Raw genomic sequence first — 15,095 nt, forward strand, 5'->3', positions numbered from 1 at the left:
GGTGGTGGTAGGGGCTGGATCGTAATCGTATGTAGGGTATATCGTAATTTCCTGTTTTCCTAGAAAATCAGATTATTCAATAGTGAGGTGAGGTTATCCCCGGTGTTTTTTGATAGCCAGGGCTATTGGGCGGTTGTTAAGCAATCACTACGAGTGTTCTTGAGAGTCTGTGTTCTCCGGTAAATGGTTTCTCTAAAAGTAGTTTTACCAGTTTCTTCAGCTCGTCATTTCTGAAGAAGGTCCTGTTAACAGTTCTTACTACCTGTGATAGATTCATGAGGTAATGGCATATGCAATAGATGAGGAGTCGGAATGCCTTATCGGTGCTGCATGTGAGGATCTTGTAACAATTCTTCTCTTTATAACTGATTTCCACGTTATTCCGTACGAAATACCAGTCCATGAAATCAGGGACTGCTTCCGGGTGAACGTTCTTGCTGCTGATCACTCCCACGTACTCCCGTTCTTTCCGCTTCTTAACCTTCCGAGTTTTCCTTTTCGTGCCTGCCTCCACCTGCTTCTTTTTCTCGTTCTTTTTCTCTTTCTTTTTTGACAGGTACACCCAGGTTTGCAATGGGTCGACAGGCTTGTTTAAAATGTACCGGTGTTTAAACACTCCCGTTGCTTTGGATTCCTCCCAGACAAGGTCACTCCATTTCTGCTTTTTTAAGGGTATCACGTAGTCCATGCCCATCTCTCTTATGATTTTAAGTATCCTGGTACTGTAGAAACCCCTATCCAGTAGCACTGTATCGATCTTGACGAGGGTTCTGGCTTTCTCCAGGAGTAGTTTAACGATATCGGCGAGATCGTCGTTTTTACTGACCGGCAGACAAGCCAGAGTAAGCTTATGTTTCTCATCAACGACGGATACACTGGCGTACCTGAGGACATACGCGTTCTTGCTGATCCCCTTTTTGCAATGCACGTACTCATCATCCGTATCACCCCAGTACTCCACATCGTTCGTATCAACAGCTACCACACACCCCTGCTCCCCAAGGATTCCCGCCTGACGATGGAAAAACCCGTCCATCGCATCTACTACAGTACTCATGGAGTACTTGAAAAAATTGAAAAAACTATCCGGGGGAAGCCCATTATGATTATTGTATATGGACTCAAGACTCTTTCTTCGCACAGCAGCATGAACCAGACACCTCGCATAATCAGAGCTGCGAGGAAAATCGAACCGCTCCGCAAACATTCTCGCGAAAAGATTTATATCAACATGCTTAACACTGCAAACGCGGGGACCGTTAGAGGCCTTCATACATTACCACAAACCACAAAGCCCCTAACGCCCCCACATTTTAAATACTAAAACCTGCTCCACCACCACAACCCATCACACACCAACCTCGGAACTACTGTCTGTGCAATCTGTACAATCTGTTAAATCTGTGTCCAAGCACAGCGCAGCGATCGTCTTGCTATCTCACCGAATTCGGACACTATGAATTATGAGACAGCCTGCTTAGCGCCTTTGCACCCTTGCGCCGACGCGACCGAAGGGTCGAATTCCTGCATATTGCGAACTAAAACCGAGGCCTCCCGGAGCCGAGACTAAATAATTTATGACAAGCCGTACTTTTCAACGCAATCTTTTATACAACATCTCCCAGATCATTATTGAAGGGATTTAATATGCAGCTCAAGATCGGCACCTGCGGCTGGGGCTTGAAAGGCAGGCACGAGGCCTACTATTCCGAGTTTGGGGTGGTCGAGCTGCAGGATACTTTTAACAGGCTCCCGAAGCCGGAGACGGCCCTGCACTGGAAAGAGGAGGCGCCGCCGGGCTTCGAGTTCACTATGAAAGCCTGGCAGGCGATCACCCACCCTTCTGTCAGCCCGACCTGGAGGCAGGGAAAGCTGCCGGAAGGTAACCCGGAGCACATCGGCCTGCTGCAGCCTACTGAAGAAAACTTGAAGGCGTGGGCTGAGACCGCCGAGATATGCAAAATATTGGAGTGTAGAATTCTCGTAGTGCAGACGCCCCCGAAATTCGATTCCACGAGGGAGCACATCCAGAACGTCCGCTCGTTTTTCTCGAAGGTGAAGAGACCTTGCGCCGTGGCGTGGGAGCCCAGAGGACGGTGGGATAACGAGACAATACGGGGAATGTGCGAGGACCTCAACCTGATCCACATCGTCGACCCCTTCAGGAATAAGCCGGCCAGAAAGACGGACACTGTATACTTCCGGCTCAACGGCATCGGCCCGGGGGATGCCAACTTCAGGTACAGGTACACGGATCAGGATTTACAAAAGCTGTTCGGCATGCTGGGCACATACGCTGATGCCCGGGAAGTCTACGTCATGTTCAATAACATGTCTATGGGCGAAGACGCCATCAGATTTAAGAAGATGGCTATGGCGATCAACGCTCAGGTTTGATGCTGTAGCATCGTGCTTCCATAGCCTGGGCGATCCGGTCAGCCCTTGCTGAAATGGCGTTGACCAGTGGTATGATGGTGTAGATCTCCCCTTTCAGGTACTGTACCGGCCCGTCGAAGCTGACGCCCCGGGCTTCCTGGGCGAGCCTGATTATGTCGTGCTCTTCTTTGATGATCGGGAGGAAAGCGATGGCCAGCACCATCATGGTCGCTATGTCCCTGCCTAGGTTAGTCCCGGTCACTTTACCGACAGGCCATAGCAACGCCTGTACTGCCCGGACGAACTCGGCCTCCGTCGTGGTGATGGTGACGATAGACCCGGCCAAGTAGAGCAGCAGCATACGCATGAAGGATAGCAGGGCAATGTCCGGCCCGGAGATGAGCCACTGGAATAGCGCTATGATGAGGATGAAAGGCATAGCGGGCACGAGCATTTTTAAAAGTCTGCTAATGTCAGCGCCGAGGAGGAGCGCGCATGCGAGAAGTACTGCTACGCATGCCAGGAGCATCCGAAGGTCCCCTATGATGACAATGCCTATGCTGAAGACCGACAGGCCGATCAGCTTAATTATGGCCGGCACTTTCACGCCTGATCACCTCGGCCACCCGGTCTGCCAGATCCTCGGGGGAGAATGTCTCCGGCACGTCGAAACCGCACTCCTTCAGCTTTCTGGCGAGCGCCAGCGTATCAGACCTGATACCCGCCCTGGCCAGGTCGACTTTCACGGGCGCACCGTCTGATACGACTTGTCCTCCGTCCAGGATTATCAGACGGCTACATATGTCCGCGAAGAAAGAGGGATCGTGAGAGGCGATGACGATGGTCACCCCACTCCTGTTCAGGCTTCTGAGGAGCTCCGCAATTCGCCGTTTCCATGGATAGTCCAGGCCCGCGGTGGGCTCGTCCAGGAATAGATATGCAGGCCGGGCGGAGAGTACTGAAGCGATTCCAGCCAGGCGTTTCTGTCCGTAGCTCAGCGAAGCGTGGGGCTGTGTCAGCAGGCTGTCGGGCATGCCAATGGCCTCCTTCGCATAAGCCACCCGGCGGCTCACGTCTTCGTCTTTCAGGCCGGCATTTTTTGGCGCGAACGCCAGGTCGTCGTAGATCGTCTTTCCGAAGAGCGCCCTTTCCGGGAACTGGATGGCCAGGCCTACCTTGCTTCTGGCTTTTGCTGCAGGCTGGCCATCGATCGTCACGGTGCCCATGGAAGGCTTCTGGAGGCCGGCAAGACACTTGAGCAGGGTGCTTTTACCCGAGCCATTCCTGCCGCAGACTGCCACAAGTTCGCCGGGCCCGATCTCCAGCTCAACGGCATCAAGGGCGGTAACGTCGTAATAAAAGTGGCTCACGCCTTCGGCTTTAACTGGCATAGCACCTCCACGGTACCATCTACGGTCAGTTGCGGCCGATCTACTTTGATACCCCTTTCGCCCAGCCGGTTCCAGAACCTCGCCAGCCCGGGCAATTCGATGTCGGCGTCGGTCGGTGCGATTGCATTATATGAGGCAATCCTCCCGTCCTTTAGCACGAGTATACGATCAGCCGCTCCCATGATATCCGGATCATGGGTAATGAGCAGGACGCCTTTTCCGGCAGACTTCGCAGCCGCGACAGCCTGCATGATCAACCCTGTCCCATCCTGGTCCAGCATGGCGGTAGGCTCGTCGAGAACAATGTACGCAGGCCTCATGGCCAGGACGCCGGCAATGGCCACGAGCTGTTTCTGGCCTCCGGAGAGCGTCTGGATATCCCGGTCAGCAAGATGCTCTATGCCCAGGGTTTTTAGAGCGTCGGCAACACGTGCCTCGACGTCCGGCGCCCCGATGTTCAGGGGACCGAAGGCCACGTCGTCCGAGACTCTGCGGGATACCACCTGATCATCGGGGTCCTGAAATACGAGCCCGACTTGCAGCCGGGCATTAAGAGGATCATCCTTAGTGCTGACACCGTCGACGACGCATTCGCCGCTCCCGGGAATAAGCAGGCCGTCCAGGATTCTGGCGAGCGTCGATTTGCCCGAAGCGTTAGGGCCCATGAGAGCGACTATCTCGCCCGGGCGGATCTCCAGGGAGACGTCTTTCAGCACTTCTGTTCCAGCGTACGAGAGGCTTACATGCCGGAGCTCGATCATGACGATACCTAAACCTTGATCCTTTTTGCAATGTACGCGCCGATCAGCACTTTCAGGATGTCGGTCGGCACGAACACGAGGGCTCCGACCAATATTGCCTTATCGATCGGCAGGCCGGTTACGATTGATAGCTGTATGACACCACAAACGTCGATGATGAGTATACCGATTGTCAGGGCCAGACAGTACCACCAGTAGCCCGGCTTTTCCTTCATCCTGACGATCAGGCCGATGGCGATGGCGGCGAGGATGAACCCGATCAGGTAGCCTCCGCTCTGCCCGAAGAGCACGCCCAGGCCGGACTGGCCTCTGGAAAAGACGGGAAGCCCTATCAGCCCCAGCAAAACGTAGACGATCATTGACAGGGCGCCGAAGTACGGGCCCAGAACGGCCCCGGACAGAATGGTGAACAGCGTCTGCAAGGTCACAGACACATAAGGAAGGGGTATGGCGATCCAGCTGCCGATGCCGGTAAGAGCGGCGAATAGGGCCGCGTAAACCATCTTTTTAACAGAGTAACCCTGCTTCTCGGGCATATAATTGTAAACCTCAAAAAAATTAGTGGTTTACAAATACTTAAAGATTACCTGTCGGGATCATCTTCTTCCTGCGATCAGATATGCCCCCAGGATAGCCGCCATCAGGAGCGTTATGCCAGGAGACGGTGCAGGCACAGGCGTAGGCACTGGCGTCGGTGTCGGGGTGGGCGTCGCCGGTACCGGGGTAGGCGTTGCCGGGTACCACCAGGGGGCCATGGAAGGGAACCAGGGCACCGGCGAGTACCGGTCTGTCTTCGTACCGTCGCCCAGCTGACCGAACTGGTTCATGCCCCAGACCCAGACGTTGCCATACGTGTCTATAGCCATGCATCCCGTAGGTGCTGCATAGATCTTCTTGATGTCGTACAGCCCCTTCACCTGCACAGGCTCGGGGTGCCTCTCATTGTCCGCACTTCCGGTCCCCAGCACGCCATTGCCGTTGTAGCCCCAGGCCCACACAGTACCGTCGTACTTTAGTGCCAGAGAGTAGCGATCGCTGGCCGCTATGGTTTTGACGTTCCGGAGGTTCCCGCATTTGACAGGGACGAGGCTGTTGTTAGGGATGCCGTCGCCAAGCTGGCCGTAGTCGTTGCCTCCCCAGGCCCAGACGGTGCCGTCTTCCAGCAGTGCGAGAGAGTGGTATTCGCCCGCGGCGACATCGGTAACCTCGTTGATCCTGACTTTCACAGGCGTGTTGCTGCTGTTGTAAGTGCCGTCGCCAAGCTGGCCGAAAAGATTGTCTCCCCAGGCGTAAGCCTCCATGCCATAAGTGGCAATGGAATGCCTGCCGCCGGCTGCTATCGATCGGATGCCCTGGACGCCCATGACTCTGGCAGGCTCACCTGTCAGCGCCTTGCTGCCGTTGCCCAGCTGGCCGAAGCTGTTATCGCCCCAGCTCCACACGGTGCCGTCGACTTTCAGCGCCAGCACGTGCCCCTCGCCAGCGTCGATGCGGGCAACGTTGCTCATGTTAGGGATCTGAGTGAATACGGCATTGTCTGCCCGGTTCCGCTGCCCCAGCTGGCCGGCGTCGTTATTACCGGACGTCCACACCGTGCCATCGTTTCTGAGGATGACCGTGTAACCATAGCCGCCGTCTATCGAAGAGATGCCGATCAGGTTACCGCCGAGGAGGTCCGTATAGTCCTTGATGAGCACCGGGACTAATCGATTGATGTACGTGCCGTCGCCAAGCTGGCCGTTATTATTGTTTCCCCAGGCCCAGAGAGAGCCGTCGTTCTTGATCATGAAACCGCAGCCATCCCCAAGATACGCGGCGGCTGGAGGCGTATCGGTGACGGCGGCCATGGCCGGGGATAGCAGGAGCGTTCCTAAAACCAGTACCAGAGCAAGTTTCTTCCACCACAAGGCAACCACTGGCTTATGGTCGGCTGAGAGGATAATAAAGGTTGCGCAGACGCATGAAGAGATTAGTTTTTCAAACTCCGGAGGTGAATGCAATCTCCGGAGACGATCTTGCGGACGCTCCCGTCGGCCAGCTTCACGAGGAGGGATCCCGCGTCGTCCACGTCCTGTGCGATGCCGCGGATGGCCTCGCCCTGGTAGGTGACTTCCACCGGCCTGCCGAGGGTGTCGGAGTACCTGCGCCAGTTCCACAGGATCGGGGTGAAGCCCTGTTCCCGGAGGGTGGCGTAGTCCTCGTCAAGCTCCTCCAGGATGCTCTGGGCCAGCTTCAGCCTGTCGACCTTGTGGCCCAGCTCTGCCCGGGCTGTGGTCGCAATGTCCAGTGGCACTTCGTTGTTGACATTGATGCCGGCGCTCAGGATGATAAAGTTCACCATGTCGGTCTCTGCGCTCATCTCGGTCAGGATACCGCAGATCTTCTTGCCGTTGACCAGAACGTCATTCGGCCACTTGATCACGGCTTCGAGGCCGAGCTCCCGCAGCGCCTTCGTCACTGACACGGCGGCCATCAGCGTGATGCTGGCCGCGTGCATGGGGTCGATCTTCGGCTTGAGCACCACGGTCATCCAGATGCCGCCCTGCCTCGCGCTCCACTTTCTCCCCAGCCGGCCTTTGCCCCGGGTCTGTGTCTCCGCGATGACGACCGTACCTTCCTCTATCCCCCGCTCCGCCAGCTGCCTCGCCACGAGGTGTGTGGAGCCGGTCACGTTGAAGTGGACGATCTTGCTCCCGATCAGCCTGGTCTGCAGGCCGTACCTGACTTCGAACGGGTAGAGCTTATCGGGTATACCGGTCAGCTTATAACCCTTGTTCTGGTGGGACTCGATCTCGTACCCGTCCCGCACGAGCGCCTGGACCTGCTTCCAGATCGCAGCCCGGGAAACGCCGAGCGCTTCGGCCATCTGCTCCCCGGAAACGTAGTCCCCTTTCTCTCTCAGAAGTCGCAGGATCTCGTCCTTGGCCATACAGATATAGAAGAGCCTTCTCCGGTGATATATTTAGCGGACTGCAGAAAAGGCATGGCCGTCTGCACCCCGGTGGAAAATTAGCATAAAGGTGCTATCGAATAGCGGCGTCCCGATCACGCCCGTTGCCGGCCGGATGAGCTGCCTGCTATTCGATGGCTGTCTCTCAGTCAGTCCAGCTCTGCCTTACCTGACGCGGGTGGGCGTAGTCACGGGGCAGCCGCAGTCACCGCAGTCGATGTCGAAGCAGTTGAGCCTGGCGTTGACCTGCGGAAGTGCGATGGTCGCCTGCGGAGCCAGGTTGATGACCGGGAACTCCGGCTTGATGACCGGGGACACAAGGTCTACCCGCTGGGGCACGGTGTTCACGACAGGGCAGCCAAGGTTAACGATGGGTCCCTGGAAGGTGGTCAGCCTCTCCTCGCAGGTGCACTCCGGGCATACGCCGCAGTCGCCATCACAGGCCAGAGTGTTGAGCGGGCACGCGTCGATGCTGTTGATCAGGCTGATAGCCTCCAGGTCCGTCTGGGCGCCGAGAGCGTCAGCGGTGATGCCGTCAAGGACAGGGAATCCGAACGCGTCTGCACTGGAGGCGGCAAAGGCTTCCTTCTGGAGCGCTTCAGCTACCGCGGTGCCGTCAACCTGGGTTACGGGAACTGTGGTTGATACAACGCTGTCCAGGGCTGTTCCGCAGGTGCATGCGTCGCAGCACGGGCTGTCCCCGGTGCAGACACACTTATCGCCACAGGTGCAGCTCGAGCAGCAATTAGGATTTGAGCATGCCATGGCAGTACCTGCTGTGAAGATCAACAGGACACTGGCAATGGCCAGCGCTATTAATAATTTTACCCTCATCTTCAATACCCTCCATATTTGAAAAAAGGTTTGCATGCCAGAATAAATAGCTTATACGGGAAAAGGGCACATTTTTACAGAGTGGGCACTTCTTATAGCATTAATACTGGTAAAACTAAGAAAAGAAGAAGATTTTATGGCCGTACTGCCAGCGTTCATGCAGGTTTGGGCAACATCATACCACCGTACGGGGATACGAGCACCTTCGCGTTCGGGCCGTGCTTCTTTAGAGCTGCGTCCAGCGCCTCCTGCGGCGTCTTTACCGGCTTCAGGAACATCTTGCGGACGGTCTCGTCGGGGATCTTCGAGACCAGGAAGATTTCGCACTTCTGGGCGGTGCGGGCGATGACCGACGCCTTATGGCCCCCGAGCTCGAACTTTTTGTCCATGCGGGCGGCCTGCTCTTCGATAGTCGTGGCCTCGTCCACCCAGCACGCGAACACGTCATTGCCCAGGCACTCTTCGCACTCGGCGACCATGATCATGGTGCCGCCCTGCTTAACCACGTGCTTGGCGTTGTCCATCGCCTTCTGAGCCTGGTACATGTTGATGTCTTTAGGATATCCGCCCGCGCTGGTGATCACGATGTCGGCGACCGGGACTTTCGCGCTGTACATCCGGTCCACGTACTCGATGCCCTTGCGGTGTGCCTGTATGGGATCGCCGGCCACCACAGCCACGATCTCTTTCCGGCTGTTGAGCACCACGTCCAGCAGGAAGCCAGGCTTCACCATGTGGTAAACCTCGTCGATCTCCACCCTGATGGGGCTGTCGATCCGGCCGGTCTCGGCTTTGGGGCTGCGCATCATCTCGTGGTTGTTCTGGATGGTGTCGTGGCTCGCACACCCCGGCAGGATCGCCTTGACTCCACCGGAATAGCCGGCAAAATAGTGGTACTCGATATTGCCGGTACAGACGACGAAGTCGGCGTCGACAATCTCCCGGAAGACGTGAATGCGGTGGCCGAACGAGGAGGTGCCGACGTACTTAGCGTCGTACTTGTCCTGATCGATGCACCGGACCCGCCCGTAGGACTGCCCCATAAGCGCCTTGTGCTCTTCCGGAGTGCTCTTGCGATGGCTGCCGAGGGCTACCACGACGGTGATGTCGCTGTCCTGGACGCCGCCGGCGTTGAGCTCGTCGAGCAGCATGGGCAGGAACTTGTAGGATGGCACTGGCCGGGTGACGTCGCTGATGATGACGGCTACTTTCATGCCCGGCTTGACCTTTTCCCTGAGCCTCTGGGAGCCGATCGGGTTTTCCAGCGCCCGGCGTATCTCCGCGACTTCGTCCGGCACGCCTGCGAGCTCCTCGGGCAGGATGATGCCAGCCAGATTTTCCTCGGGAACGTCGACGTCGAAATGACCTTTGCCGTACTTTAAAGATATGATTGTCATTGTATTACCCCTCTGCTTTTCCGTCGATCGATCTCAGGATCAGATCGCAGATGTCGATGACTTTCGCGCCTGCATCTTCCAGGTTGGAGTTGCACATCGGGCAGGCGGTCACTATGTAATCCGTGCCTGCGGGTACTTCGTTAAGGCGCTTGGCGGCCACTTTCCGGGCCAGATCTTTATAGCCCCTCCGCACTCCGCCTCCCCCTCCGCAGCACCTCGCGTCCTTCTTCGAGGAGGCCATCTCGGTGAAGCTGCCGATTCGCCTGATGATCATCCGGGGCTCGTCGTAGACGTGCATGCACCGGCCGAGGTGGCAGGGGTCGTGGTAGGTCAGCTTCAATGGCAGCGGCTTCAGGCCGAGCTCGTCCACCTTTCGGGCGAGGAACTGGGTGATGTGCAGGACTTCCACGTTGCCGAGGCCATAGGTTTCTTTGAGTGTCTTGTAGCAGCCGGCGCAGCTCGTCACTATCGTCTTTGCCCCGCTCTGCTCAATCTGGCGGATGTTGTGCTCGATAGTGGCGGGCTTGCCGCCCAGCCGGAGCAACGGAGATCCGCAGCACTGCTCATCCTCGAGGAGCTTCGCCCCGAAGCGGCTCAGCAGAGAGAAAGCAGCCTGTGCCTCTTTCTGTTTTCGGTAAGACATCAGGCATCCGGCGAAGTAGATGAGATCGGATTTGCCAGTGGAGCCCGCGGGAGCCCACGCGGCCCTGGAACCGGCTTCGCCGAGGGGATTCCCGAAGCTGGCTATGTTACCTTCTACCATGCCGTAGTAGGCCGGGACTGCGCCGGCCCGGACCATCTCCGCCCGGGCAGCCTCGACTACCTCGTCCGGCGTTGCCCCGGAAGGGCAGGTAGAGGAGCACATAGCGCAGGTCAGGCAAGTGTAGAAGGAATTTTTCATCGCTTCAGACGGCTGCACGCCCTCGGCCATCGCCCGGGCCAGCAGCATCCTGCCTCTGGCGTTGGTGGACTCCCAGCCCAGTTCCTCGTTGACCGGGCACAGTGCCCGGCACCGCCCGCAGCGGGTACATTTCAGGATATCGTCGATGTGGTCCTTGATCATTTTTACATCCCCATCTTGCCAGGGTTCATGATGCCGTCCGGGTCTATCGCGCGCTTGATCGCCTTCATGACATCGTAACTCTTCCCGTGCGCCCGGGTCATATAGCTGCCGCGTATGACCCCGGTGCCGTGCTCGCCCGGCAGGGTGCCGCCCAGCGACAGCACGACGTCATAGATGTCGTCCTTGATCGCGTGGACCTTTCTCCACTCCTCTTCGCTCCTCGTGTCGATCGCGATGCCGGTGTGCAGGTTGCCGTCCCCGATGTGGCCGTATGTGACCAGCGGCATGTCGTGCTTTCTGCCGATCTCCTGGATGGTCTTGAGCATGAACGGGACGTGCTTGATCGGGACGCCGATGTCCTCCGCCTCGTAAACCCTGACCTTGCCGGGATTGAGCTTGGTGACTGCCACGCCGACGAGACGGCGGGCCGACCAGAGCCGCTCCTCTTCGTTCTTATCCTTTGCCACCACTGTGCGGCCGTTGCACTTCTCGCAGGCCGCCACTACGCCCTGCACCTGCCTGGCCACAGCTTCCTTATACCCGTCGACCTCGAAGAGCAGCATCGCCTCGACGTCAGGGATGTCGAGCGAAGCGTCGATCTTCTTGACCGCCTGGATGGCGCTGGCGTCCATGATTTCCATGGCTGCAGGGATGACACCAGAGGAGAGGGTGGTAACTGCCGCCCTGCCCGCATCCTCGATCCTGTCGAAGCAGGCCATGAGGATGGCCTTCGTCTCAGGCAGAGGGAACAGCTTGAGCCTGGCTTTGGTGATGATGCCGAGGGTGCCCTCGCTCCCCACAAATAATCTCGTCAGATCGTAGCCGGAAGACGATTTCGGCGCGTTGCACCCGGTGTTGATGATGTCGCCGTTCGGCAGCACTACTTCGAGGTTGAGGACGTAGTCCTTGACGGTGCCGTATTTTACGGAGTGCATGCCGCTGCCGCCGTTCGCTATTAAACCGCCGACGGTACACATGTCGCTGCTGCCGGGGTCAGGCGGGAAGAAGAAGCCGTGCTTTGCCAGTTCCCTGTTGAGCGCCCTGTGAACCACGCCAGGCTCTATCGTGACCTGGAGGTTGTCGATCTCCACCTCGAGGATGCGGTTCATGCTGGCCATGTCCAGCACGATGCCGCCCTTGATAGGCACGGAGCCCCCGGTCAGCCCGCTGGCCGAGCCCCGGGGCACGATCGGCACTTTGTATTTTGAGGCGATTTTGACGATCGCTGAGATCTCCTCGGCGGACTTCGGCCTGACCACGTAGTCGGCGCTGCCGCGGATGTACGACGAATCAAATGAATAACAGTAAAGCTCGGCCGGGTCATCAGTAACCCGGTCTTCTCCCAGGATAGCTCTTAGCTCCTCAATAATCATGCCAGCACCAGAAGGCAGTCGCAGGTATTCGATTGCGGACTGCACGTGGAGGTATCACTATTATTAAAGATATAAATTTGTTGATCAACGGGAAGAGGTTGTGAACCTGCCGATCGGCTTTCAAGATTATAAGAGAAAACTTATCAGCTTAAAGATAAATGGAGAATTATTAGCCGGCCAGTAAACATTTGATCATTTAAAAAAGTGGATTGTATTATTGGCCCATCTCAGCTTTGAATTCCAGTCATACCCTATATTACCGGTAAATGATCTAACCGGTGGATGTATCAGCCATGTCCAGCGCACGGACAAAGTACCAGCATATCTGCCTATTGGTCATATTGGTTATCCTTTTATCTCCATGTCTATTGCAGCCGGCCGCGGCGCAGCCCCCGAAAAAGACGGTGCTGTTCCTCAACTCCTACAGCCCCGGCATGGTCTTTTCCGACGAGGAGTACAGGGGCCTGCAGGACAGCCTGAAGCCCATGGGCAACGAGGTGGACCTCAGGGTAGAGTACATGGACTGCAAGAGGATCTCTGACGAGGAGCACCTGCAAAACCTGTACTGGCTTTACAAGCATAAATACTCGAACGTCAGGGTCGACGTGATCGTCGCCGCCGACAACTTCGCCTTCGACTTTATAAGGCAGTACCACGACGACCTCTTCCCCGGGGTGCCGGTGGTTTTCTGCGGCGTCAACTACTTCACCGGGGACATGCTCGCCGACAACCGGAACATGACCGGCGTCGTGGAGGACTACGACATCCGGAGTACGCTGAACCTCGCCTTCGAACAGTTCCCGGACACGAAGCACGTCTGTGTGATCCACGACGAGACGAGCACGGGCATGGCGATGCACAGGCAGGTCCTGGACCACATCCCCGAATTTTTGGACAGGGCGGAGTTTATCTTCCTGTCCAACGTCACCCTCGACGAGCTGCTGGAGAGGATAAAAGACCTGCCCCCGGACAGCGTCATATTGCTGGAAGCGTTTAACCGGGACAGCGCGGGAAACGTGTACACCTACGAGGAGATCGGCGACCTGCTGGCCGCCAGCACAGACGTCCCTATGTACAGTAACGGCGAGATGTACCTGGGCCACGGCATCGTCGGGGGCAAGATTACGGCGGGCTACCAGCAGGGGGTTATAGCAGGCGATATGGTACAGCAGATCATCGCCGGAACGCCCCCTTCGGCTATCCCGGTGGTCGAAAAGAGCCCGAACGTCTACATCTTCGACCACGACAAGCTCAGGCAGTACGGGATTAGCGAATCATCGCTGCCCGCAGGCAGCACGATCGTTAACAAACCAGTCTACATAGTCGACGCCTGGGTGCTGCATTTGACGATAACTATCATCGTGGGCATGTGCTGCCTGATCGGCCTGCTCGTATACTCGATCAGGATCAGGCGGAAAGCCGAGGCGGCGCTCAGGCAGAACATCGCTGAGCGTAAGCTCGCCCAGGAACAGCAGGAAGAGTCCAGAAACTACCTTAACAGCATCATCAACGCAGTGCTGGACCCCATATTCGTAAAAAACAGCAGGCACGAATTTGTCATGGTCAACGACTCGCTGTGCGACTTTATCGGGCGCAGGCGGGAAGAGATAATCGGAAAGTCCGATCATGACCTCTTCCCGAAAAGCCAGGCGGACGTATTCACCGAAAAGGACGACATGGTGCTGGAAACCGGGAAGGAGAACACCAATGAAGAGGTCATCACGGGCTCGGAAGGAGTGCTGCACACCGTATCGACGAAGAAGCGCCTGTACATGGATAAGACGGGAGAGCGGTTCATCGTCGGCATCGTCAGGGACATAACAGAGAGAATAGCGGCCGAAAAGGCGCTGCAGGAGAGCGAAGAGAAGTTCCGGGTGCTGGCCGAAACATCGCCCGTGGCCATCGCCCTGTATCAGGGCGAACGGCACATCTACAACAACCCGGCCCACGTGAAGCTGTCCGGCTACTCGGCACAGGAACTGCTGGACATGCGCTTCTGGGACTGGATTCACCCTGACTACCGGGAGATAGTCAGGGAACGCGGCATGAGCCGGCAGAGGGGAGAAGGGGACACGTTCGGCTATGAGATGAAAATAGTGACCCGGGACGGCCGTGAACGGTGGATATACCTCACCGCAGGCCCGATCCTGTACCAGGGCCGGCCCGCAGGCATCGCGACCCTCGTAGACATCACGGAGCGCAAACTGGCAGAAGAAACCCTGATTGCCTCGCTGCGGGAAAAAGAGGTGTTGCTCAAGGAGGTCCACCACCGGGTAAAAAATAACCTGCAGATCGTGTCCAGTCTCCTGAATCTGCAGAGCAATGCCCTGAGGGACGAGAAAATCCGGGCCGTGTTCCAGGAGAGCCAGAACCGGATCCGCTCGATGGCGCTGATCCACGAGAAGCTGTACAGGTCGGACGACCTGTCCAGAGTGGACTTCAGTGACTACCTCAGAGTCCTCTCGACGGACCTGTACAGGGTGTACGCCGACCCGTCCAAGATCAGGCTCTCCGTGGACTGCGAGGAAATACTGTTGAGCATCGACGCGTCCATCTCCTGCGGCCTCATCGTTACCGAGTTGCTCACCAACTCGTTCAAGCACGGGTTCCCGGGCGGCCGGGAAGGGCAGGTGACGGTAAGCCTGCGCCGGACTGCCGGGGGATATGTGACAGTCACGGTCAGCGACGACGGCGTCGGCATGCCGGCAGGATTCGTAGTTGAGGACACTTCTACATTAGGCCTGCAGCTGGTGACCACCCTCGTGGAGCAGCTTGAGGGCAGGCTGGAAATCGGCAGCGAGGGCGGGACGAGCTTCAGCATAACCTTCAAGGACCGCCAGTAATATTCTACATTATCAAAATGACTGAGTCATTATCAAAATGACTATGGGCATCATCGGCAATAGACGATGAATTGCCGGTCTGTCGGGCAGGCCTGCCCGGGCAGGCT

General features: G+C 57.1%; 13 protein-coding genes. 2 read left to right on the plus strand and 11 right to left on the minus strand.

All coding sequences use genetic code 11. The features are described 5' to 3' along the window. Nucleotides 1–136: 136 nt before the first annotated feature. Complete coding sequence (locus tag RCI_RS06415; RefSeq protein ID WP_012035593.1) at nucleotides 137–1,273, minus strand: transposase; 1,137 nt, start codon at nucleotides 1,271–1,273, stop codon at nucleotides 137–139. A 374-nt stretch (nucleotides 1,274–1,647) separates the two neighbouring features. Between RCI_RS06415 and RCI_RS06420 the strand changes: the two genes are divergently transcribed. Next, complete coding sequence (locus tag RCI_RS06420) at nucleotides 1,648–2,397, plus strand: DUF72 domain-containing protein (protein ID WP_012035594.1); 750 nt, start codon at nucleotides 1,648–1,650, stop codon at nucleotides 2,395–2,397. Here the strand turns inward: RCI_RS06420 and RCI_RS06425 are convergent. The 10 genes from RCI_RS06425 to RCI_RS06470 all read right to left on the minus strand — a co-directional run bounded on the left by RCI_RS06425 (nucleotide 2,381) and on the right by RCI_RS06470 (nucleotide 12,145). After that, nucleotides 2,381–2,983 (minus strand): energy-coupling factor transporter transmembrane component T family protein, encoded by a 603-nt coding sequence (locus RCI_RS06425; protein ID WP_048198177.1) that lies wholly within the window; start codon nucleotides 2,981–2,983, stop codon nucleotides 2,381–2,383. The two genes, RCI_RS06420 and RCI_RS06425, sit on opposite strands and share 17 nt — an antisense overlap. Then, complete coding sequence (locus RCI_RS06430; protein ID WP_012035596.1) at nucleotides 2,961–3,767, minus strand: energy-coupling factor ABC transporter ATP-binding protein; 807 nt, start codon at nucleotides 3,765–3,767, stop codon at nucleotides 2,961–2,963. The genes RCI_RS06425 and RCI_RS06430 overlap by 23 nt, the downstream gene beginning before the upstream one ends. After that, nucleotides 3,743–4,528: an energy-coupling factor ABC transporter ATP-binding protein gene (locus tag RCI_RS06435; protein ID WP_012035597.1), complete on the minus strand. Its 786-nt coding sequence runs from the start codon at nucleotides 4,526–4,528 to the stop codon at nucleotides 3,743–3,745. The genes RCI_RS06430 and RCI_RS06435 overlap by 25 nt, the downstream gene beginning before the upstream one ends. A gap of 8 nt (nucleotides 4,529–4,536) precedes the next feature. Further along, on the minus strand, nucleotides 4,537–5,064 hold the full coding sequence (locus RCI_RS06440) for a biotin transporter BioY (protein ID WP_012035598.1): 528 nt from the start codon (nucleotides 5,062–5,064) through the stop codon (nucleotides 4,537–4,539). A gap of 60 nt (nucleotides 5,065–5,124) precedes the next feature. Continuing rightward, on the minus strand, nucleotides 5,125–6,444 hold the full coding sequence (locus RCI_RS06445; RefSeq protein WP_012035599.1) for an RCC1 domain-containing protein: 1,320 nt from the start codon (nucleotides 6,442–6,444) through the stop codon (nucleotides 5,125–5,127). A 53-nt stretch (nucleotides 6,445–6,497) separates the two neighbouring features. Continuing rightward, nucleotides 6,498–7,457, minus strand: a complete 960-nt coding sequence (locus RCI_RS06450; protein ID WP_012035600.1) for a biotin--[acetyl-CoA-carboxylase] ligase — start codon at nucleotides 7,455–7,457, stop codon at nucleotides 6,498–6,500. Nucleotides 7,458–7,643: 186 nt separating this feature from the next. After that, entirely contained in the window at nucleotides 7,644–8,312 is a 669-nt protein-coding gene (locus RCI_RS06455; protein WP_048198179.1) for a hypothetical protein, read from the minus strand. 155 nt (nucleotides 8,313–8,467) lie between these two features. Beyond that, nucleotides 8,468–9,709 carry a nickel-dependent lactate racemase gene (larA, locus tag RCI_RS06460; RefSeq protein WP_012035602.1) on the minus strand — a complete coding sequence of 414 codons (1,242 nt, stop codon included), beginning with the start codon at nucleotides 9,707–9,709 and terminating at the stop codon, nucleotides 8,468–8,470. Nucleotides 9,710–9,713: 4 nt separating this feature from the next. Continuing rightward, the gene (locus RCI_RS06465; RefSeq protein WP_012035603.1) at nucleotides 9,714–10,772 is read right to left on the minus strand and encodes a (Fe-S)-binding protein; all 1,059 of its coding nucleotides are present in this window, start codon (nucleotides 10,770–10,772) and stop codon (nucleotides 9,714–9,716) included. Nucleotides 10,773–10,774: 2 nt separating this feature from the next. Beyond that, nucleotides 10,775–12,145, minus strand: a complete 1,371-nt coding sequence (locus tag RCI_RS06470; protein ID WP_012035604.1) for an FAD-binding oxidoreductase — start codon at nucleotides 12,143–12,145, stop codon at nucleotides 10,775–10,777. 368 nt (nucleotides 12,146–12,513) lie between these two features. On the opposite strand from RCI_RS06470, the gene RCI_RS15710 reads away from it, so the two are divergent. Further along, nucleotides 12,514–14,988 (plus strand): PAS domain S-box protein, encoded by a 2,475-nt coding sequence (locus RCI_RS15710; protein ID WP_052309918.1) that lies wholly within the window; start codon nucleotides 12,514–12,516, stop codon nucleotides 14,986–14,988. Nucleotides 14,989–15,095 lie beyond the last annotated feature (107 nt).

The sequence above is a fragment of the Methanocella arvoryzae MRE50 genome (assembly GCF_000063445.1).
Classification (GTDB): domain Archaea; phylum Halobacteriota; class Methanocellia; order Methanocellales; family Methanocellaceae; genus Methanocella_A; species Methanocella_A arvoryzae.